18 protein-coding genes and 2 tRNA genes are annotated in these 20,474 nt (G+C 61.7%); 3 read left to right on the top strand and 17 right to left on the bottom strand.

What is annotated here, in order from left to right; all coding sequences use genetic code 11:
* Positions 1-98: 98 nt before the first annotated feature.
* The 8 genes from LOY51_RS03825 to rlmE form a co-directional block, all read right to left on the bottom strand.
* Positions 99-175 (bottom strand) — tRNA-Met (locus tag LOY51_RS03825).
* A 99-nt stretch (positions 176-274) separates the two neighbouring features.
* A tRNA-Leu gene (locus LOY51_RS03820) sits at positions 275-360 on the bottom strand.
* Positions 361-380: 20 nt separating this feature from the next.
* Positions 381-773 carry a preprotein translocase subunit SecG gene (gene secG / locus LOY51_RS03815; RefSeq protein ID WP_011532138.1) on the bottom strand — a complete coding sequence of 131 codons (393 nt, stop codon included), beginning with the start codon at positions 771-773 and terminating at the stop codon, positions 381-383.
* 3 nt (positions 774-776) lie between these two features.
* A complete protein-coding gene (tpiA, locus tag LOY51_RS03810) occupies positions 777-1,532 on the bottom strand; it encodes a triose-phosphate isomerase (protein WP_125857396.1) in 756 nt (251 codons plus the stop codon).
* A gap of 65 nt (positions 1,533-1,597) precedes the next feature.
* On the bottom strand, positions 1,598-2,938 hold the full coding sequence (glmM, locus tag LOY51_RS03805; protein ID WP_125462538.1) for a phosphoglucosamine mutase: 1,341 nt from the start codon (positions 2,936-2,938) through the stop codon (positions 1,598-1,600).
* A 16-nt stretch (positions 2,939-2,954) separates the two neighbouring features.
* On the bottom strand, positions 2,955-3,806 hold the full coding sequence (gene folP, locus LOY51_RS03800; protein WP_125857395.1) for a dihydropteroate synthase: 852 nt from the start codon (positions 3,804-3,806) through the stop codon (positions 2,955-2,957).
* An 8-nt stretch (positions 3,807-3,814) separates the two neighbouring features.
* On the bottom strand, positions 3,815-5,722 hold the full coding sequence (gene ftsH, locus LOY51_RS03795; protein WP_110995204.1) for an ATP-dependent zinc metalloprotease FtsH: 1,908 nt from the start codon (positions 5,720-5,722) through the stop codon (positions 3,815-3,817).
* Positions 5,723-5,925: 203 nt separating this feature from the next.
* Positions 5,926-6,552 (bottom strand): 23S rRNA (uridine(2552)-2'-O)-methyltransferase RlmE, encoded by a 627-nt coding sequence (rlmE, locus tag LOY51_RS03790; RefSeq protein WP_125462536.1) that lies wholly within the window; start codon positions 6,550-6,552, stop codon positions 5,926-5,928.
* A gap of 102 nt (positions 6,553-6,654) precedes the next feature.
* On the opposite strand from rlmE, the gene LOY51_RS03785 reads away from it, so the two are divergent.
* Positions 6,655-6,963 carry a YhbY family RNA-binding protein gene (locus LOY51_RS03785; protein WP_027595032.1) on the top strand — a complete coding sequence of 103 codons (309 nt, stop codon included), beginning with the start codon at positions 6,655-6,657 and terminating at the stop codon, positions 6,961-6,963.
* 12 nt (positions 6,964-6,975) lie between these two features.
* Here LOY51_RS03785 and LOY51_RS03780 read toward each other — a convergent pair whose 3' ends face one another.
* The 8 genes from LOY51_RS03780 to grpE all read right to left on the bottom strand — a co-directional run bounded on the left by LOY51_RS03780 (position 6,976) and on the right by grpE (position 17,410).
* Positions 6,976-7,425, bottom strand: a complete 450-nt coding sequence (locus LOY51_RS03780; protein ID WP_110995202.1) for an MFS transporter — start codon at positions 7,423-7,425, stop codon at positions 6,976-6,978.
* Entirely contained in the window at positions 7,403-7,885 is a 483-nt protein-coding gene (gene greA, locus LOY51_RS03775) for a transcription elongation factor GreA (protein ID WP_189654514.1), read from the bottom strand. Before greA ends, LOY51_RS03780 begins: the two co-directional genes overlap by 23 nt.
* Entirely contained in the window at positions 7,882-11,103 is a 3,222-nt protein-coding gene (gene carB, locus LOY51_RS03770) for a carbamoyl-phosphate synthase large subunit (protein WP_125857394.1), read from the bottom strand. The genes greA and carB overlap by 4 nt, the downstream gene beginning before the upstream one ends.
* A 106-nt stretch (positions 11,104-11,209) precedes the next feature.
* On the bottom strand, positions 11,210-12,346 hold the full coding sequence (gene carA, locus LOY51_RS03765) for a glutamine-hydrolyzing carbamoyl-phosphate synthase small subunit (protein WP_125857392.1): 1,137 nt from the start codon (positions 12,344-12,346) through the stop codon (positions 11,210-11,212).
* A 325-nt stretch (positions 12,347-12,671) separates the two neighbouring features.
* Positions 12,672-13,478 carry a 4-hydroxy-tetrahydrodipicolinate reductase gene (dapB, locus tag LOY51_RS03760; RefSeq protein ID WP_125462533.1) on the bottom strand — a complete coding sequence of 269 codons (807 nt, stop codon included), beginning with the start codon at positions 13,476-13,478 and terminating at the stop codon, positions 12,672-12,674.
* 13 nt (positions 13,479-13,491) lie between these two features.
* Positions 13,492-14,616 carry a molecular chaperone DnaJ gene (gene dnaJ / locus LOY51_RS03755; protein ID WP_125462532.1) on the bottom strand — a complete coding sequence of 375 codons (1,125 nt, stop codon included), beginning with the start codon at positions 14,614-14,616 and terminating at the stop codon, positions 13,492-13,494.
* Positions 14,617-14,828: 212 nt separating this feature from the next.
* Positions 14,829-16,754 carry a molecular chaperone DnaK gene (gene dnaK, locus LOY51_RS03750; protein ID WP_125857389.1) on the bottom strand — a complete coding sequence of 642 codons (1,926 nt, stop codon included), beginning with the start codon at positions 16,752-16,754 and terminating at the stop codon, positions 14,829-14,831.
* Positions 16,755-16,855: 101 nt separating this feature from the next.
* The gene (gene grpE / locus LOY51_RS03745) at positions 16,856-17,410 is read right to left on the bottom strand and encodes a nucleotide exchange factor GrpE (RefSeq protein ID WP_125857388.1); all 555 of its coding nucleotides are present in this window, start codon (positions 17,408-17,410) and stop codon (positions 16,856-16,858) included.
* 182 nt (positions 17,411-17,592) lie between these two features.
* Between grpE and recN the strand changes: the two genes are divergently transcribed.
* Positions 17,593-19,266 carry a DNA repair protein RecN gene (gene recN / locus LOY51_RS03740; protein WP_125857386.1) on the top strand — a complete coding sequence of 558 codons (1,674 nt, stop codon included), beginning with the start codon at positions 17,593-17,595 and terminating at the stop codon, positions 19,264-19,266.
* Between the two features lie 148 nt (positions 19,267-19,414).
* On the opposite strand, the gene fur is transcribed toward recN, so the two are convergent.
* Positions 19,415-19,819, bottom strand: a complete 405-nt coding sequence (gene fur / locus LOY51_RS03735) for a ferric iron uptake transcriptional regulator (RefSeq protein WP_028691268.1) — start codon at positions 19,817-19,819, stop codon at positions 19,415-19,417.
* 97 nt (positions 19,820-19,916) lie between these two features.
* On the opposite strand from fur, the gene LOY51_RS03730 reads away from it, so the two are divergent.
* A complete protein-coding gene (locus LOY51_RS03730; RefSeq protein WP_258644538.1) occupies positions 19,917-20,438 on the top strand; it encodes an outer membrane protein assembly factor BamE in 522 nt (173 codons plus the stop codon).
* Positions 20,439-20,474 lie beyond the last annotated feature (36 nt).

Raw genomic sequence — 20,474 nt, 5'->3', positions numbered from 1 at the left:
AAAATGGGCGAAGCGCCCATCCCTGAAAGCGCCGTAGGACAACGACGCCGAAAACTGTTGGCTAGCAAAAAGCCCCTGAAAAGGGGCTCCGCTGAAGCTGGTTGCGGGGGCTGGATTTGAACCAACGACCTTCGGGTTATGAGCCCGACGAGCTACCAAGCTGCTCCACCCCGCGACAAAGCTGGGGCGAAAGTATAAGACCGAACCCCCTTGAGGGTCAATCCAACCTCCACCTACAAGAAAGCCCGCTTAAAGCGGGCTCTCTTGCTTCAATTGGTACCGAGAAGGGGACTCGAACCCCTACACCCTATGGGCACAACCACCTCAAGGTTGCGTGTCTACCAATTCCACCACCTCGGCAATACTACATTTGAAACCCGTTACTGCTGCTCTTTCGCCGGAGGAGGTACATCACCAGAGTTGGTGGTTTCGCTCTTCTGCTGCTGGAGCACCGGTACATCATCGTTGACTGCCGGTTTTTGCTCTTTGACTTCCAGCACTGCTGGATCTGGCAGACCAGCTTGAGTCAGCTGGTGAGCCTGCTGCTTGGCGAAGTATCCTAACCCAAGTGCAGTCAAAAAGAAAGTGGCGGCAAGTATAGCAGTAACTTTACTCAAAAAGGTAGCGGAACCTTGGCTTCCGAACACAGTATTTGAAGCACCTGCGCCGAAAGATGCACCTGCTTCCGCACCTTTACCCTGTTGCAGCAGCACCATTACTACCAGTGCCAATGCCGCCAACAGATGAAAAACAACTACGACTGTTTCCAGCATTGTTCAGTTTCCTGCGGCGCGACAAATTGCACCGAATTCGTCTGCATTCAGGGACGCTCCACCAATGAGCCCCCCATCGATATCCGGCATGCCGAACAGTTCGGCCGCATTGGCCGCCTTCACGCTGCCGCCGTAGAGAAGCTGCACGTTAGCTGCAACTTCGGCGTCCTTCGCCGCCAACTGCTTGCGGATGGCTGCATGCACATCCTGGGCTTGCTGTGGCGAGGCCGTCAAACCAGTACCGATGGCCCATACAGGCTCATAGGCAATTACTGCGTTGGCAAAAGCGGCAATACCGAACGCGTCGATAACACTGCTTAGTTGACGCCCTACAACTTCAAGCGTCTTGCCTGCCTCGCGCTCTTCGAGAGTTTCCCCTATACAGAGCACTGGCGTCAAACCACTTTTCTGAGCAGCTGCAAACTTTTGATTTAGCACTTCGTTAGTTTCACCAATAATTTGGCGACGCTCGGAATGCCCGACCAGAACATATTTGCAACCAACTTCAGCCAACTGACTCGGTGCAACTTCGCCGGTCAGCGCGCCTTGTTCAGGCTGTACAGCAGAATTCTGTGCGCCAACGGTGATTCCCTTTCCTTCCAGGCCCTTGATCACTTGATCAATGAACAGGGATGGCGGAAACACCGCGACTTCCACACCGCTTGGCAGGGGCAGATTGCCCAAGCCCTGAGTCAGCTCAGCGACGCTGGCGCGGGTACCGTGCATCTTCCAGTTACCAGCTACCATGGGGCGACGCATGCTTTACCTCGTCGGTCAAAGTGGGCGCAGATCTTACCCAACCCGATCTGCGCTGGCAAGCCTCTTCAGGCACAAACTTCAGCGACCAGCTTGGCCAGGGCTTCGGCATGGCCACGCACCTGGTTTTCGTCGTCGCCCTCGACCATGACGCGCACCAGTGGCTCGGTGCCGGACTTGCGCAACAGCACACGCCCGCGCCCCGCCATGTCTTCGGTCGCCTTGTCGCTTGCGGCTTTCACCAGAGGGTTTTTCAACGGGTCGCTCTTGCCTGCTTCGAAGCGCACATTGATCAACACCTGAGGGCACTTGCGCACGCCCTGGCGCGCCTGGGCAAGGGTTTCGCCGCGACGCTTGAGGGCCATCAGCACCTGCAGCGCGGCGATGATCGCATCACCAGTGGTTGTGTGGTTGCAGCACACGACATGCCCGGAGTTTTCCCCCCCCAGCAGCCACTCGCGCTCAATCAGTTCGGCCATGACATAGCGGTCGCCGACTTTCGCTCGCACGAACGGAATGTCCAGTTCCTTGAACGCCAGCTCCAGGCCAAGGTTGCTCATCAAGGTACCCACCACGCCACCCTGCAGCTTGCCGCGCTCGTGCAGGTCGCGGCCGATGATGTACAGCAGCTCATCACCGTCGACGATGGCGCCGGTGTGATCGACCATCAGCACCCGGTCACCATCGCCGTCAAAGGCGATACCCAGGTCGGCATGCCCAACCAGTACCGCAGCCTGCAACGACTCGATGTGCGTCGAACCGCAGCCTTCGTTGATGTTCAGGCCATCCGGTGCGGCATGCAGCACCGTCACATCAGCGCCCAGCTCACGGAACACGCTGGGGGCAACTTTGTAGGTGGCGCCGTGGGCGCAGTCCACCACGACCTTGAGGCCTTCGAAACTGGTGCTGGTAGGCACGCTGCTCTTGCAGAACTCGATGTAGCGGCCGGCCGCATCGTTGATGCGCGAAACCTTGCCCAGCTTGCCCGAATCGACGACGGTCATCGGCTGGTCGAGCAACTCCTCGATCATCAACTCGACTTCGTCCGGCAGCTTGGTGCCATTGCCCGAGAAGAACTTGATGCCATTGTCGTCGTGCGGGTTGTGCGACGCACTGATGACGATACCGGCTTCGGCGTGGAAGGTGCGGGTAAGGTAGGCGATCGCCGGGGTCGGCATCGGCCCGAGCAGCATCACATCGGCACCGGCGGCAGAAAGGCCAGCCTCGAGCGCCGACTCGAACATGTAGCCGGAGATACGGGTGTCCTTGCCGACCAGCACACGGCAGTGACCCTGCTTGCGGAAGGCCATGCCCGCGGCCCAGCCGAGTTTCAGCATGAAGTCCGGGGTGATGGGGAACTGGCCAACGCGACCACGGATACCATCGGTACCAAAGTATTTTCTGCTCATAGGGACTCCAGTTTTCTTATTCGGCGCTCTGCACGGCGGCGATCATGCGCACTACATCGACCGTTTCGGCGACATCATGAACGCGCAGGATGCTCGCGCCCTTGGTCATGGCCAGTGCCGCCAGCGCCAGGCTGCCGTAGAGCCGCTCACCTACCGGGCGATCCAGCGTGAGGCCAATCATGCTCTTGCGCGAGACGCCCACCAACAGTGGCCGCCCGAGGCGGTAAAGCGCTTCCATGTGTTTGAACAGGCTCAGGTTGTGCTCGAGGGTCTTGGCAAACCCAAACCCGGGATCGAGGACGATACGATCGGCGTCGATGCCGACCGCCGCACAGGCCGCCATGCGCTGCTCAAGGTAGCGCGTGACGTCGGCGGTCACATCCTCGTAATGCGGATTGTCCTGCATGTTGCCCGGCTCGCCGCGCATGTGCATCAGGCACACCGGCAACCCTGTAGCGGCAGCGGCATCAAGCGCACCGTCGCGCTCCAGGGCGCGCACGTCGTTGATCAGGCCGGCACCAACGCGGGCCGACTCGCGCATGACTGCGGGCGTCGAGGTATCCACGGAGATGATCACATCAAGGCGGCTGCTGATCGCTTCAACGATGGGCGCCACGCGTTCCAGTTCCTCGAGGGGCGAAACAGCCCGGGCACCGGGTCGCGTGGACTCGCCGCCGACATCGACCAGGGTCGCGCCTGCGGCCACCATCGCCTCGGCGTGACGCAGCGCCGCGTCGCGCTGGCTGAAGCGCCCGCCGTCGGAGAAGGAATCGGGGGTGATATTGAGGATACCCATGACATGGGTACGGGACAAATCAAGAACCCGGTTGCCGCAAGGCAACCGGGTCGGGTACTGCTGTGAACTCATGGCTACCCTTAGTGTTGAGCCGCTGGGCCGCCGATCGGCGACTCCGGACGATCACCCTGGGAGGCCTGGTTGCCGGAAGTGCCGGCATCATTGTCCCAGTCACGCGGTTCACGCGGAGTGCGGCCCGCCATGATGTCGTCGATCTGGTCGGCATCGATGGTTTCGTACTTCATCAATGCTTCGGCCATGGCGTCGAGCTTGTCACGGTTGTCGGTGAGGATCTGCTTGGCCGTGGCGTAGCACTGATCGATGATCGCGCGCACTTCCGAGTCGATCATCTTGGCGGTCTCGCCCGACACGCTGGCGTGCTGGCTGCCGGCGCTGCGACCGAGGAACACTTCGCCCTCTTCTTCCGCGTACATCAGCGGCCCGAGCTTCTCGGACAGGCCCCACTTGGTGACCATGTTCCGGGCAATCTGGCTGGCACGCATGATGTCGTTGGAGGCACCGGTGGTGACGCCATCGAAGCCCAGGGTCATTTCTTCGGCGATACGGCCACCGTACAGCGAGCAGATCTGGCTGATCAGGGCGCGCTTGGACAGGCTGTAGCGGTCCTCTTCCGGCAGGAACATGGTCACACCCAGCGCGCGACCACGCGGGATGATCGACACTTTGTAGACAGGATCATGCTCAGGTACCACGCGACCAACGATGGCGTGACCGGCTTCGTGATAAGCGGTGTTCTGCTTCTCTTTCTCGGACATGACCATGGTCTTGCGCTCGGCGCCCATCATGATCTTGTCCTTGGCCAGCTCGAACTCCTTCATCTCGACCACGCGCTTGCTGGCGCGGGCGGCGAACAGCGACGCCTCGTTGACCAGGTTGGCCAGGTCGGCACCGGAGAAACCAGGGGTGCCGCGAGCAATGACCGCCGGGTTGACGTTCTCGCCAATCGGCACCTTGCGCATGTGGACCTTGAGGATCTGCTCACGGCCACGGATGTCCGGCAGGCCGACCACCACCTGGCGGTCGAAGCGGCCCGGGCGCAGCAGCGCCGGGTCGAGCACGTCCGGACGGTTGGTCGCGGCGATGACGATGATGCCATCGTTCATCTCGAAGCCATCCATCTCGACCAGCAGCTGGTTGAGGGTCTGCTCACGCTCGTCGTGACCGCCGCCCATGCCGGCGCCACGGTGGCGACCGACGGCATCGATTTCGTCGATGAAGATGATGCAGGGGGCGTGCTTCTTCGCCTGCTCGAACATGTCGCGCACACGGCTGGCACCGACACCGACGAACATTTCAACGAAGTCGGAACCCGAGATAGTGAAGAACGGCACTTTGGCTTCACCGGCGATGGCCTTGGCCAGCAGGGTCTTACCGGTACCAGGTGGGCCCACCATCAGCACGCCACGCGGGATACGGCCACCCAGGCGCTGGAACTTGCCCGGGTCGCGCAGGAACTCGACCAGCTCGCCGACCTCTTCCTTGGCCTCGTCGCAACCCGCGACGTCAGCCAGCGTGGTCTTGACCTGGTCTTCGGAGAGCAGGCGCGCCTTGCTCTTGCCAAAGCTCATCGGGCCGCCTTTACCGCCGGCACCGCCCTGCATCTGGCGCATGAAGAACATGAACACGGCGATGATCACCAGGATCGGGAAGCTCGCCACCAGCAACTGAGTCCAGATGCTCTGCTGCTCGGGCTGCTTGCCCTCGACGGTCACGTGGTTGTCGACCAGATCGCCGATCAGGCCGTTGTCGGTGATGGCCGGACGCACGGTCTTGAAGTTGTCGCCGTCGGTGCGCTTGCCGGTAATGATGTAGCCGTCGACGGTCACGCGCTCGACCTTGCCATCCTTGACCTGCTGGATGAAGTCGGAATAGTTGAGGGTCTGCGGCTCGTTAGGGCTGGAGAAGTTGTTCATCACCGTCACCAGGACGGCGGCGATGATCAACCACAGGATCAGATTCTTTGCCATGTCGTTCAATTCGCTACCCTCTGAGGCCGGCGCACGACGCAGCCGTGCCTCGCATGATATTCATCGCCCTAACTTACTACATTACCTACGCAACCGCAGGCACCGTCTGTAACCCTTTGTGAAAGCTAGACTACACGAAGTTCGGACAATCCAGACGGGGCGGCTGATTGGAATTAACTATCGGCCACCCCGCAGTACGCCTTTCATGCCCCTTTGAAACCCTTGCCCAACAGGTACTGTTCACGGGAGCGATCCCGCGAGGACGATGGCTTGCGCATCTGCACCTTGTCGAACTTGCTGCGCACGTCCTTCAGGTACATGTCGAAACCTTCGCCCTGGAAAATCTTGATCAGGAAATCCCCGCCCGGCTTAAGCACGCGGGTTGCCAGATCCAGAGCCAGCTCACAGAGGAACATGGCGCGCGGCATGTCCACCGCGGGCGTACCACTCATATTGGGGGCCATATCGGAAATCACAAGGTCTACGTGCGAATCGCCGACCGCTGCCAGGATCTGCTGCAACACTTCGTCCTGGGTGAAGTCCCCCTGGATGAAGGTCACGTCCGGGATCGAGTCCATTTCCAGGATGTCCGAGGCGATCAACCGCCCTTGGCCACCAATCAGACGACTGGTCACCTGCGACCAGCCACCTGGCGCTGCGCCGAGGTCGATCACGCTCATGCCGGGACGGATCAGGCGGTCTTTCTCCTGGATCTCCAGCAGTTTGTAGCTCGCACGCGAGCGGTAGCCATCCTTCTGCGCCTGTTTCACAAAAGGGTCGTTGAAATGCTCGCGCAGCCAGTTTGCGCTGCTTTTGGAACGTTGTACCACGGGGCACCTCGATGATATGCGTCGTGTTTGACTGGGCGGAGCCAGGGGCCCTCGGGTAAAATGCCCGTCAATTTTACAGAATCAGACGAAAAGGGTCAGATTATGCCGCTCAATAACGAGCAGAAGAAGCAATACAAGTCCATTGGTCATGACCTGAAGCCGGTCCTGATCGTTGCTGGCAACGGTGTGAACGAAGGCGTCGCCGCCGAACTGGAGCGCGCCCTGGCCGATCACGAGCTGATCAAGGTCGAAATCCGTTCGGAAGACCGTGAAGAGCGCGCCGCCGCGATCGCCGAACTGTGCAAGGTCGGCCGCGCCGAGCTGGTGCAGACCATCGGCAAGAAAGCGCTGATCTACCGCAAGAACCCACAGCCGAACAAGCAGCTGTCCAACATCCACCGCTTCAAGTAAGGGTGGAGCCGATCAGTGGCGCGCCTTGCGCGCCCTGACCGGAACTGGCTGGGCCACCAGCACGATGCCGGAAAAACCCAGCACCAAGAAGCAGAACATCTGCCAGCGTTCACCCACGGAAATACCGTAGCGCAGCGTGTAGTAGCTGACACAGGCAGCAAAGCCAAGCAGCAACATCTGCCCACGGAACTGCCGCCACCAGGCCGCCAGGCCGTCCACCCTCGCCAATACCGCCAGCTGGGTCAACAGCCCGAGCATCGCCACGCCGATCAACCAGCGGTCGATCTGCCCGGCCACATCATGCACCAGCAGCGGCGCAAGGCCACTGACCTTGAGCGCCGGCACCAGCCCCACATGGAACACCCACAGGCCACCGACCCAGAATACCTGGGCCAGTTGCCAGAGGATCCCCTCGAGGGATGGCGCCCGCAGGCGCCGGTCAGATGTGCTTGACTTCGACAATCTCGTACTCGACCGTGCCACTTGGCGTCTTGACGACGACGATGTCACCTTCTTCCTTGCCGATGATGGCACGGGCAATTGGCGCACCCGCCGAGAGCTTGCCCTTCTTGATGTCGGCTTCGTCCTCGCCGACGATCTGGTAGGTCACCTGATCGCCGGTCTCGGTGTTTTCCAGGTCCACGGTGGTCCCGAAAATCACCTTGCCGGTGTGAGCGATAGTGGTCACGTCGATCACCACCGAGTTCTGCAGACGGCCTTCGATATCACGGATACGCGCCTCGACCATGCCCTGCTCTTCGCGGGCGGCGTGGTATTCGGCGTTTTCCTTGAGGTCACCCAGCTCACGGGCTTCACCGATCGCCTGGCTCAGGCGCGGGCGCTCGGTCTTGCTCAGGAACAGGTGCTCCTCTTCCAGGGCGCGAGCGCCCTGGACGGTCATCGGGTACTTGGTAATGCTCATGCTTTAAGTCCTGCATGCAGATCCTGCAAGCGACGAACGGTCTTTTCAGGGCCGAATTTCAGCGCTTCGCAGATGGCTTCACCGGCCGCAATGGTAGTGGTGCAGTAAATCTTGTGCTGCAGCGCATTGCGACGAATCGAGTACGAGTCGGCGATCGACTGGCGGCCTTCGGTGGTGTTGATGATCAGCGACACTTCGTCGTTCTTGATCATGTCGACCACGTGCGGACGACCTTCGGTCACCTTGTTAACGCGACGCACCTTCAGGCCAGCAGCCTCGATGATCTTCGCGGTGCCAGCAGTGGCGACCACTTCGAAGCCCAGGGCGATCAGGTCGCGGGCAACGCCAGCCACTTGTGGCTTGTCGTCGTCACGCACGCTGATGAACGCGGTACCGCCGGTCGGCAGCACTTCGCTGGCGCCCATCTGGGCCTTGGCGAAGGCTTCACCGAAGCTGTCACCGACGCCCATCACTTCACCGGTCGATTTCATCTCAGGGCCGAGGATCGGGTCAACCCCTGGGAACTTGGCGAACGGGAATACCGCTTCCTTGACGCTGTAGAAGTTCGGGATGATTTCCTGGGTGAAGCCCAGCTCTTTCAGGGTTTTGCCGGCCATGACACGGGCGGCGATCATCGCCAGCGAAGTGCCGATGCACTTGGAAACGAACGGCACGGTACGCGAAGCGCGCGGGTTGACTTCGATCACGTAGATCTTGTCGCCCTGCAGGGCCAGCTGCACGTTCATCAGGCCAACCACGCCCAGCTCCAGGGCCATCTTCTTGACCTGGTCGCGAACCTGGTCCTGCACGTCCTGGCTCAGCGAGTACGGCGGCAGCGAGCACGCCGAGTCACCGGAGTGAACGCCGGCCTGCTCGATGTGCTGCATGATCGCGCCGATTACCACGTCGGTGCCGTCGCACACCGCATCCACGTCCATCTCGATGGCGCAGTTGAGGAAGTGGTCGAGCAGTACCGGGCTGTCGTTGGACACCTGCACCGCTTCACGCAGGTAGCGTTTCAGCTCGTCCAGCTCGTAGACGATTTCCATGGCACGGCCGCCCAGTACGTAGGACGGACGCACCACCAGCGGGTAACCGATCTTGCCAGCGGCAACGATGGCTTCGTCTTCGCTGCGCACGGTGGCGTTTGGCGGCTGCAGCAGGCTCAGGCGCTGAACCATCTGCTGGAAGCGCTCGCGGTCTTCGGCGCGGTCGATGGCGTCAGGGCTGGTACCGATGATCGGCACGCCAGCTTCTTCCAGGGCGCGAGCCAGTTTCAGCGGGGTCTGGCCGCCGTAGTGGACGATGACGCCCTTCGGCTTCTCGACGCGGCAGACTTCCAGCACGTCTTCCAGGGTCAGCGGCTCGAAGTACAGGCGGTCGGAGGTGTCGTAGTCGGTGGAGACGGTTTCCGGGTTGCAGTTGACCATGATGGTCTCGTAACCGTCTTCACGCAGGGCCAGTGCCGCGTGCACGCAGCAGTAGTCGAACTCGATGCCCTGGCCGATACGGTTAGGGCCACCACCGAGGATCATGATCTTGTCACGGGTCGACGGGTTGGCCTCGCACTCTTCCTCATAGGTCGAGTACAGGTAGGCGGTGTCGGTGGCGAACTCGGCGGCGCAGGTGTCGACGCGCTTGTACACCGGGAACACTTCCAGCTTGTGGCGGTGACGGCGCAGGTTCTTGTCGGTGATGCCCAGCAGCACGGCCAGACGCTGATCCGAGAAGCCCTTGCGCTTGAGGCGCAGCATGTAGTCCTTGTCGATCGCCGACAGGGCCAGGGTCTTGACCTTCTCTTCTTCCTTGATCAGATCTTCCATCTGCACCAGGAACCACATGTCGATGCCGGTCAGGGCAAAGATTTCTTCGCAGGTCATGCCCGAACGCATGGCGTCGGCCACGTACCAGATACGCTCGGCGCCCGGCACGGTCAGCTCGCGCTTGAGGATGCTGGCAGCCTCAGGGCTGGCCAGGTCGACTTTCGGGTCGAGGCCGCAGGCGCCTACTTCCAGGCCGCGCAGGGCTTTCTGCAGGGATTCCTGGAAGGTACGGCCGATGGCCATGACTTCACCCACGGATTTCATCTGGGTGGTCAGACGGGCGTCGGCTTTCGGGAATTTCTCGAAGGCGAAGCGTGGCAGCTTGGTGACGACGTAGTCGATCGACGGTTCGAACGACGCCGGGGTACGGCCGCCGGTGATGTCGTTCTGCAGCTCGTCGAGGGTGTAACCAATGGCCAGCTTGGCGGCGATCTTGGCGATCGGGAAGCCGGTGGCCTTGGAAGCCAGGGCAGACGAACGCGATACGCGCGGGTTCATCTCGATCACGACCATGCGGCCAGTGTTCGGGCAGATACCGAACTGCACGTTGGAACCGCCGGTTTCAACACCGATCTCACGCAGCACCGCCAGCGAGGCGTTGCGCATGATCTGGTATTCCTTGTCGGTCAGGGTCTGCGCTGGAGCAACGGTGATCGAGTCACCGGTGTGCACGCCCATCGGGTCGAAGTTTTCGATCGAGCAGACGATGATGCAGTTGTCCTTTTTGTCGCGGACCACTTCCATCTCGTACTCTTTCCAGCCGATCAGCGATTCGTCGATCAGCAGCTCTTTGGTCGGCGACAGGTCCAGACCGCGGGTGCAGATTTCTTCGAACTCTTCACGGTTGTAGGCGATACCGCCGCCGGTGCCGCCCATGGTGAACGACGGGCGGATGATGCATGGGAAGCCGAGCTTCTCGAGGACCGCGTTGGCCTCTTCCATGCTGTGGGCGATACCGGAGCGCGGGCACTCCAGGCCGATGTCTTTCATGGCCTTGTCGAAGCGCGAACGGTCTTCAGCCTTGTCGATGGTGTCGGCGTTGGCACCGATCATCTCCACGCCGAACTTCTCCAGAACGCCGTGGCGCTCCAGGTCCAGGGCGCAGTTCAGTGCAGTCTGGCCACCCATGGTCGGCAGCACCGCGTCCGGGCGCTCTTTCTCGATGATCTTGGCCACCGACTGCCATTTGATCGGCTCGATGTAGGTAGCGTCGGCCATGGCCGGGTCGGTCATGATGGTGGCCGGGTTGGAGTTCACCAGGATGACGCGGAAACCTTCCTCGCGCAGGGCCTTACAGGCCTGGGCGCCGGAGTAGTCGAATTCGCAGGCCTGGCCGATCACGATCGGGCCAGCGCCGAGAATCAGGATGCTTTTGATGTCTGTACGTTTTGGCATGGTTGTCACTCAAATCCGCGGGTCAGTCGGCAAGCCGTCTTGAACAATCTGGGTCAGGCGCTTCCGGGCGCGGCACACGCCGCCCCGGGGCCTTGCAGCAGGATGCTCAGCGGCGCTTGGCCATGGCATCGATGAAACGATCGAACAGTGGCGCGACGTCGGTCGGGCCTGGGCTCGCTTCAGGGTGGCCCTGGAAGCTGAACGCGCTCTTGTCGGTGCGCTCGATACCCTGCAGGGTGCCGTCGAACAGCGACTTGTGGATGGCGCGTACGTTAGCCGGCAGCGTGGCTTCGTCAACGGCGAAACCGTGGTTCTGGCTGGTGATCATGACCACGCCGGTGTCCAGGTCCTGGACCGGGTGGTTGGCACCGTGGTGGCCGTGGCCCATCTTCACGGTCTTGGCGCCGGAGGCCAGGGCCAGCAGTTGGTGGCCGAGGCAGATGCCGAACACCGGGATCTCGGTGTCGAGGATCTCTTTGATCGCCTGGATGGCGTAGTCGCATGGCTCGGGATCGCCAGGGCCGTTGGACAGGAACACGCCATCGGGGTTGAGCGCGAGCACTTCGCTGGCCGGGGTTTGCGCCGGCACCACGGTCACGCGGCAGCCGCGAGCAACCAGCATGCGCAGGATGTTCAGCTTGACGCCGTAGTCGAAGGCGACCACGTGGTACGGCAGGTCGGCGGCTTCGAGGGTCGGGTGGCTGTCGGTTTTCAGCTCCCACACGCTGGAGCGCCACTCGTAGCGCTCTTTGGTGGAAACGACCTTGGCCAGGTCCATGCCCTTCAGGCCCGGGAAGGCGCGGGCAGCGGCGATGGCCTGCTCTTCGGTGATGTTGTCACCAGCGAGGATGCAGCCGTTCTGAGCACCTTTTTCACGCAGGATACGGGTCAGGCGACGGGTGTCGATGCCAGCGATGGCGACGACATTGTTGGCCTTGAGGTAGTCAGGCAGCGACTGGGTGTTACGCCAGTTGCTGGCCAGCAGCGGCAGGTCACGGATGACTAGGCCGGCGGACCAGACGCGGTTCGACTCGGCATCTTCCGGCGTGGTGCCGGTGTTGCCGATGTGCGGGTAGGTCAGGGTAACGATTTGCTGGGCATAGGAAGGGTCTGTAAGGATTTCCTGGTAGCCGGTCATAGCAGTGTTGAACACCACCTCACCAACGGTCTGACCGTCGGCACCGATGGCTTCACCGCGAAAAATACTGCCGTCGGCAAGGGCGAGTATGGCTGGCTTTGTCAAGAAGACCTCCCGTAGATCAAGCATGAAAGGGCGATCGCAGGTTGCAAAAAAGCGGAGTGACGTATGGACACGTCACCCCGCTTTCATGTGCTGAATTCAATTCGCTGCGCGCTTTTAGTGGACACACTAAAGCTGTAGCTTACAGAAAAGTGCGTTTTGGGTCTACCGCAGATGTGCCTCTAAAACACATGGATGCGACAGGCTGACTTCGGCGGCGACCTCTTCGCGGGTAAACCCGCTCCCACAGGGACCGCGCACCTTCAGCCCTGCGCCATCTCTGTGGGAGCGGGTTTACCCGCGAAGAAACCAACGCCGCGCTAACGGCTCAACGCAGCTCGAGCACATCCTGCATGTCGTACAGCCCAGGCTCACGCCCATCCAGCCACAGCGCGGCACGTACCGCACCCTTGGCGAAGGTCATGCGGCTCGACGCCTTGTGGGTGATCTCCAGGCGCTCACCTTCGGCGGCGAACAGCACGGTGTGATCACCGACCACGTCGCCGGCACGCACCGTGGCAAAACCGATGGTCTTGCGGTCACGGGCGCCGGTCTGGCCTTCACGACCATAGACCGCGACTTCCTGCAGGTCACGCCCCAGTGCATTGGCGACCACTTCACCCATGCGCAGCGCGGTACCCGAAGGTGCATCGACCTTGTGCCGGTGGTGCGCCTCGATGATCTCGATATCCACGTCATCACCCAGCACCCGGGCTGCCATGTCCAGCAGCTTGAGGCTCAGGTTGACGCCCACGCTGAAGTTGGCGGCGAAGACGATCGGGATCTCCCTGCCCGCCTCGGCCAGTTGCTCTTTCTCTTCAGGCGTGAAACCGGTGGTACCGATGACCATGGCCTTGCCCGCCTTGCGGCAGAACGCCAGGTTCTTCAGGGTCACCGAAGGGTGGGTGAAGTCGATCAGCACATCGAACTCGTCGACCACCTTGGCCAGGTCGTCGCAGATCGTCACGCCGATCCGGCCCAGGGCCGCCAGCTCACCGGCATCGGCCCCGACCAGCGAGCTGTCGGGACGATCGATCGCCGCCGTCAGGCCCGCCTGTGGCGCCTGTTGCTGCACCGCCTCGACGAGGGTCTTGCCCATCCGCCCTGCCGCGCCCATCACTGCAATACGTCGCATAGCCTGTTCCTTCTCAGAGATCGCCGAAGAAGCGCTTCACGCCTTCGAACCAGCCACTGGCCTTGGGCGAGTGGGAGCTGTCGCCCTCGAGGGAGTCACGCAGCTCTTCGAGCAGCTCGCGCTGGCGACGGCTGAGGTTGACCGGGGTTTCCACCGCCACACGACACAGCAGGTCACCCGCCGCACCGCCACGCACCGGCGCCACACCCTTACCGCGTAGGCGGAACTGCTTGCCGGTCTGGGTGCCTTCCGGGATTTTCAGCTTCACGCGGCCGTCCAGGGTCGGCACTTCCAGCTCGCCGCCCAGGGCTGCGTCGGTGTAGCTGATCGGCACTTCGCAGTACAGGTGCTTGCCGTCGCGCTGGAAGATGCCGTGCTCACGCACGCTGACCACCACGTACAGGTCGCCGGTCGGGCCGCCATGAGCCCCCGCCTCGCCTTCGCCGGACAGGCGAATGCGGTCGCCGGTATCGACGCCAGCCGGCACCTTGACCGACAAGGTCTTGTATTCCTCGACACGGCCTTCGCCATGGCAGGAATTGCAAGGGTCGGTGATGATCTTGCCTTGGCCATGGCAGCGCGGGCAGGTCTGCTGCACCGAGAAGAAGCCCTGCTGCATGCGCACCTGGCCGATACCGCCACAGGTCGGGCAGGTCGACGGGGTCGAGCCCTTCTTGGCGCCCGAACCGTCGCACGGCGCGCAGTTGACAAGGGTAGGCACGCGAATGCTGACCGTGGTGCCACGCACCGCTTCCTCAAGATTCAGCTCAAGGGTGTAGCGCAGGTCGCTGCCGCGCTGAGCGCCGCCACGCGAGCCACCACGGCCGCCACCAAAGAAGTCACTGAAGACATCGCCGAAGATGTCGGAGAAGTTGGCGCCGCCGAAGCCCGCACCACCGCCACCCATGCTCGGGTCGACGCCGGCGTGGCCGTACTGGTCGTACGCCGCGCGCTTGCTGGCATCAGACAACACTTCGTAGGCCTCGTTGGCCTCCTTGAAGCTGTCTTCCGACGCCTTATCACCGGGGTTGCGGTCCGGGTGGTACTTCATCGCCAGGCGGCGATAGGCCTTCTTGAGATCACCTTCGCTGGCGCCTCGCTCGACACCCAGGACCTCATAAAAATCACGCTTTGCCATAGGTCATTTGCACTCTTGTGGGCGTTCGGCACACGGTGCGCAATCATTGCGTCGTGCCGTCAGCACCTGCCGCCATACGCGAATGCGCCCAGACAGATGCTGTAAATAATTCTCGTGTTCCAGACACGCCAACGCGGGAGCAAGCCCCCGCGCGGCGACATCCTACCAGCTCACCGGCAAACGCCGCTGAGCTGGCCGACAACATGCAGGCATTACTGCTTGTTGTTGTCTTTTACTTCTTCGAACTCGGCGTCAACCACGTCATCGTGCTTGGCTTCTGGCTCGGCCTGCTGCTGGGCGCCGCCCTGCGGCTGCTCGGCCTGCTCTGCGTACATCTTCTGAGCAACCGGCGCGGAAACCTTGGACAGCTCCTCGACCTTGGCGTCGATGGCAGCCTTGTCGTCGCCTTTGACGGCGGCTTCCAGGGCAACCACGGCAGCCTCGATGGCAGTCTTCTCTTCGGCAGTGACCTTGTCACCAGCCTCATTGACCATCTTGCGGGTCGAGTGAACCAGCGCGTCACCCTGGTTACGGGCTGCGGCCAGCTCTTCGAACTTGCGGTCTTCCTCGGCATTGGCCTCGGCGTCACGCACCATTTTCTCGATCTCTTCGTCGGACAGGCCGGAGTTGGCCTTGATCACGATCGACTGAGCCTTGCCGGTGGCCTTGTCTTTGGCGCCGACGTGCAGGATGCCGTTGGCGTCGATGTCGAAGGTCACTTCAATTTGTGGCACGCCGCGTGGTGCTGGCGGAATGTCAGCCAGGTCGAACTTGCCCAGCGACTTGTTCTGCGAAGCTTGCTTGCGCTCGCCCTGCAGCACGTGGATGGTCACGGCACCTTGGTTGTCGTCGGCGGTCGAGAACACCTGCGACTTCTTGGTCGGGATGGTGGTGTTCTTCTCGATCAGCGCGGTCATCACGCCACCCATGGTTTCGATACCCAGGGTCAGCGGGCTGACGTCCAGCAGCAGTACGTCTTTGACGTCACCGGCCAGTACGGCGCCCTGGATGGCAGCACCCATGGCCACGGCTTCGTCAGGGTTGACGTCTTTACGCGCTTCTTTACCGAAGAAGTCGGCAACGGCTTTCTGCACCATCGGCATACGTGTCTGGCCACCGACCAGGATCACGTCGTCGATCTTGCTGGCGTCGATGCCAGCGTCTTTCAGAGCGATGCGGCATGGCTCGATGGTACGGTTGACCAGGTCTTCGACCAGCGACTCCAGCTTGGCGCGGGAGATCTTCACGTTCAGGTGCTTAGGACCGGTGGCATCTGCAGTGATGTACGGCAGGTTGACGTCGGTCGACTGAGCCGAGGACAGCTCGATCTTGGCCTTTTCAGCGGCTTCTTTCAGGCGCTGCAGGGCCAGCGGATCGTTCTTCAGGTCCATGCCGGACTCTTTCTTGAACTCGTCGACGAGGTAGTCGATCAGGCGCATGTCGAAGTCTTCGCCACCCAGGAAGGTGTCGCCGTTGGTGGCCAGTACTTCGAACTGGTGCTCACCGTCGACTTCGGCGATTTCGATGACCGATACGTCGAAGGTACCACCACCCAGGTCATAGACGATGACGGTATGGTCGCCCTTGGCCTTGTCCATGCCATAAGCCAGCGCGGCGGCGGTCGGTTCGTTGATGATGCGTTTCACGTCCAGGCCAGCGATGCGGCCGGCGTCTTTGGTCGCCTGGCGCTGGCTGTCGTTGAAGTAGGCCGGCACGGTGATGACCGCTTCGGTGACTGCCTCGCCGAGGTAGTCTTCGGCGGTCTTCTTCATCTTCTTCAGGACTTCGGCGCTGATCTGCGGCGGAGCCATCTGCTTGTCGGCGGCCTCAACCCAGGCGTCACCGTTGCCGGCCTTGACGATCTTGTAAGGCACCAGCTTGATGTCTTTCTGTACTACCTCTTCGTCGAAACGGCGGCCGATCAGGCGCTTCACCGCGAACAGGGTGTTGTGCGGGTTGGTGACTGCCTGGCGCTTGGCCGACTGACCAACCAGGATCTCGCCGTCGTTGGCGTAGGCGATGATCGAAGGCGTGGTACGCGCGCCTTCAGCGTTCTCGATGACTTTGGCAGTGCCGTTTTCCAGCACGGAGACGCAGGAGTTGGTGGTCCCCAGGTCGATACCGATGATTTTGCCCATGTTAACTCTCCCGAAACTTGAATTTGGTCGCAGCGACTACACAAGACGACTGCGGAAAGACTTGAGTGCTTGACACCTAGATGGGGATGCCCAGCAGGATTTCAAGCCTTCTCGTTGATAGATGGCTGAGCTGCCGCCGGCGCCTTGCTGACCACCACCATGGCGGGGCGCAGCAGACGGCCGTTGAGCAGGTAACCCTTCTGGAACACGTTCAGCACGCTGTTCGGCTCGACCTCGGCGCTTTCCTGCATGGCCATCGCCTGATGGTGCTCGGCGTTGAACGGCTGGCCGTGCGGGTCGATGGCTTCGAGGTTGTAGCGCTTGAGGGTGTCCTGGAACATCTTCAGGGTCAGCTCGATGCCATCGCGCATTGGCTTGATGGCCTCGTCGTCGGCGCTGGACAGCTCCAGGCCACGCTCCAGGCTGTCGATGATCGGCAACAGGTCGCCGGCGAACTTCTCCAGGGCGAACTTGCGGGCCTTGTCGACTTCCTGCTCAGCGCGACGAACGCTGTTCTGCGCTTCTGCAGCGACGCGAAGGGATTGATCCTTGGCGGCGGCCAGCTGCTCCTCGAGCTCCAGAACGCGGGCGTCGGCGGTAGCTGCAACGGCCTCTTCGGGGTTCAGGTTCTTTTCATCCAGCTGTTCGTCAGCCATTGGGTATCTCCTCCACAATTTCTGTTGTGCGAGCCAGGCTCGCCTTGTCTTGCCGGCTATATGGGGTCGGAAAAACCAGGTTCAAGGGCTGCGCGGGAAATCCACATTCATCAGCCGGGCATTGTCAGACCAGCAAAAAGCACTGTATAAATATCCAGACAACATCTTCGGGAGCCGCCCACATGCTGGTGCACCTGTCCATTCACAACTACGCCATCGTCGAACACCTCGACCTCGAACTCGCCCGCGGCATGTCCGTCATCACCGGCGAAACCGGGGCCGGCAAATCGATCATGCTCGACGCCCTCGGCCTGGCGCTGGGCGATCGTGCCGATAGTGGCGTGGTACGCCCAGGCGCAGACAAGGCGGACATCCTCGCCACCTTCGACCTGGTGGACATCCCCGAGGCCCATGGCTGGCTCGCCGAACGCGACCTCGAGAGCGACGGGCCCTGCATCCTGCGCCGAGTGATCACCGCCGAGGGCCGCAGCCGCGGCTACATCAATGGCACGCCCTGCCCGCTCGGTGACCTCAAGGCCCTGGGCGAGCTGCTGATCGACATCCACAGCCAGCACGAACATCAGTCCCTGCTCAAAACCGACACCCACCGCCGCCTGGTGGACGAGTATGCCGGCGCCATCGACCTCGCTCGCCAGGTACAGCTTGCAGCCAAGCGCTGGAACCAGACCCGCCAGGAGCTCGAGCGCCTGAGCAACTCCGGCGACGAGCAGCGCGCACGCCACCAGCTGCTGAGCTACCAGCTCGAAGAACTGGACAACCTCGGGCTCGGCGAAAACGAGCTGGAGCTGCTGGAGCAGGAACACAAGAACCTGACCAACGCCGAGGCACTGTTCGGCATCTGCCGCCAGGTTATCGACCAGTGCAGCGAAAGCGACTCGGGCAACGTACTCAGCGCCCTGACCGTCAGCCTCAACCGCCTCACCGCAGTCAGCAATGCACCCAGAGCCCTGGGCGAGGCGGTCAACCTGATCGCCAGCGCACAAATCCAGGTGGAAGAAGCCGTCGGTGAACTGAACCGCTTCCTCGACAACTTCGATGCCGACCCACTGCGCCTGCAGGCACTCGAAGAGCGGCTCGACACTATCTATACCCTCGCCCGCAAGCACCGCGTGCACCCCACCGAGCTGCCGCAGCTGCAGCAGCGCCTGATGGAAGAGATCGAAGGCCTGAATGCCAGCGATGAATCGATCGAACGCCTCGGCGAAGAGCTGGCAGCCTTTGCCCAACACTATAAAGAGCGGGCCCGCGAACTGAGCGCCCTGCGTGAACAGGCCGCCAAACAGCTTGCCACCGCTGTGGAGCAGGAAATCCAACGCTTGGGCATGCCGGGCGGGCGCTTCAGCATCGCGCTTACCCCCTTCGACAATGGTGACCTCTCACCCCACGGGCTGGAGCAGATCGAACTGCTGGTCAGCGCCAACCCGGGGCAGCCGCTCAAAGCCTTGGCCAAGGTGGCCTCGGGCGGCGAGCTGTCGCGCATCAGCCTGGCGATCCAGGTGATCACCGCACAGACCTCGCGCATCCCCACGCTGGTGTTCGACGAAGTGGACGTCGGCATCGGCGGCCCCACCGCCGAGATCGTCGGCCAGTTGCTGCGCCGCCTGGGTGAACGCGGCCAGGTACTGACCGTGACCCACCTGCCGCAGGTAGCGGCGCAGGGGCACCACCACCTGTTCGTGCACAAGGTGCGCAACAGCGACACCACCCACACCGCCGTGGCCAGCCTGGCCAAGCGCGAGCGGGTCGAGGAAGTGGCGCGGATGCTCGGCGGCATCGACCTGACCAAAGAATCGCTGGCTCATGCACGCAAGATGGTAGTGACCAGCAAAACTTGAGGTCGCGTGATCCGTGGGAGCGGGCTTGCCAGCGATGAGGCCAGCACTGACAGCATAAGACAGTTGCTCCCACGCCCCCTCAACCACTTCTTAGAAAGCACAAAGGCGACCCGAAGGTCGCCTTTGTCGTCAGTAACGAGCTAAATCGTTACTTCTTTTTACGCACATAGAGGACCAGATTGTGGTCCACCAGCTCGAAGCCGTGCTCGGCAACGATCTCTTTCTGGCGCTTCTCAATTTCGGCATCGAAGAATTCAATGACTTCACCGCTGTCCACGTTGACCATGTGGTCGTGGTGCTTGCCATCCGCCAACTCGAACACTGCATGGCCGCCATCGAAGTTGTGACGCTCCACCAGGCCAGCCGCTTCGAACTGAGTCAGCACGCGGTACACGGTCGCCAGGCCGACATCTTCGCCAGCTTCCATCAGTGCCTTGTAGACATCCTCCGCACTCATGTGACGCTGCTCGGCGGAGTCGAGCATCTGAAGAATCTTGACTCGAGGCAGGGTTACCTTGAGGCCCGCTTTGCGCAATTCGCTATTTTCAACCATGGTCAGCTTTCTCGCCGATGCTGCTTCGCAGCTTCTCTTAATACGGGTATGATCGGGGTTTACGTTGTCCAGCCAAGATAGTGGAAGTCGCCCACCGATGCAAAACACCAAGCTCTTGCTAACCAGCCTCACCCTAGTGGGACTGCTCGCACTCGCCGGTTGCTCGTTTCCCGGGGTTTACAAAATCGACATCCAGCAGGGCAATGTCGTCACGCAGGACATGATAGACCAATTACGCCCGGGAATGACCCGCCGGCAAGTAAGGTTTATCATGGGCAACCCGCTGATCCAGGACCCCTTCCACACCAATCGGTGGGACTACCTGTACAGCCTGCAGCCTGGTGGCGGTCAGCGCCAGCAAGAGCGCATGAGCATTTTCTTCAACGAGAGCGACCAACTGGTCAGCCTGGCCGGCGACTTCATGCCAGGCGTCAGCCGCGACCAGGAAATCCTTGGCGGCAGCGGCGATACCACGGTCAGCCCGGCGCACCAGCAAAGCCAGCAACCGGAAAAACCGGCCAAACCAGGCTCGCTGGAAGAGACACTGCAAAAAGAGATCGACACCATCGAGACCACCCCGGTCCCGACGCCAGCACCGCTGGACACCTCGCCGCAATAACCGCAGGCGACAACGAAAAAGCCCGGACACTGTCCG

Source organism: Pseudomonas sichuanensis (assembly GCF_024749065.1).
Classification (GTDB): domain Bacteria; phylum Pseudomonadota; class Gammaproteobacteria; order Pseudomonadales; family Pseudomonadaceae; genus Aquipseudomonas; species Aquipseudomonas sichuanensis.
This window is presented reverse-complemented; position numbering and strand designations above follow the sequence as displayed.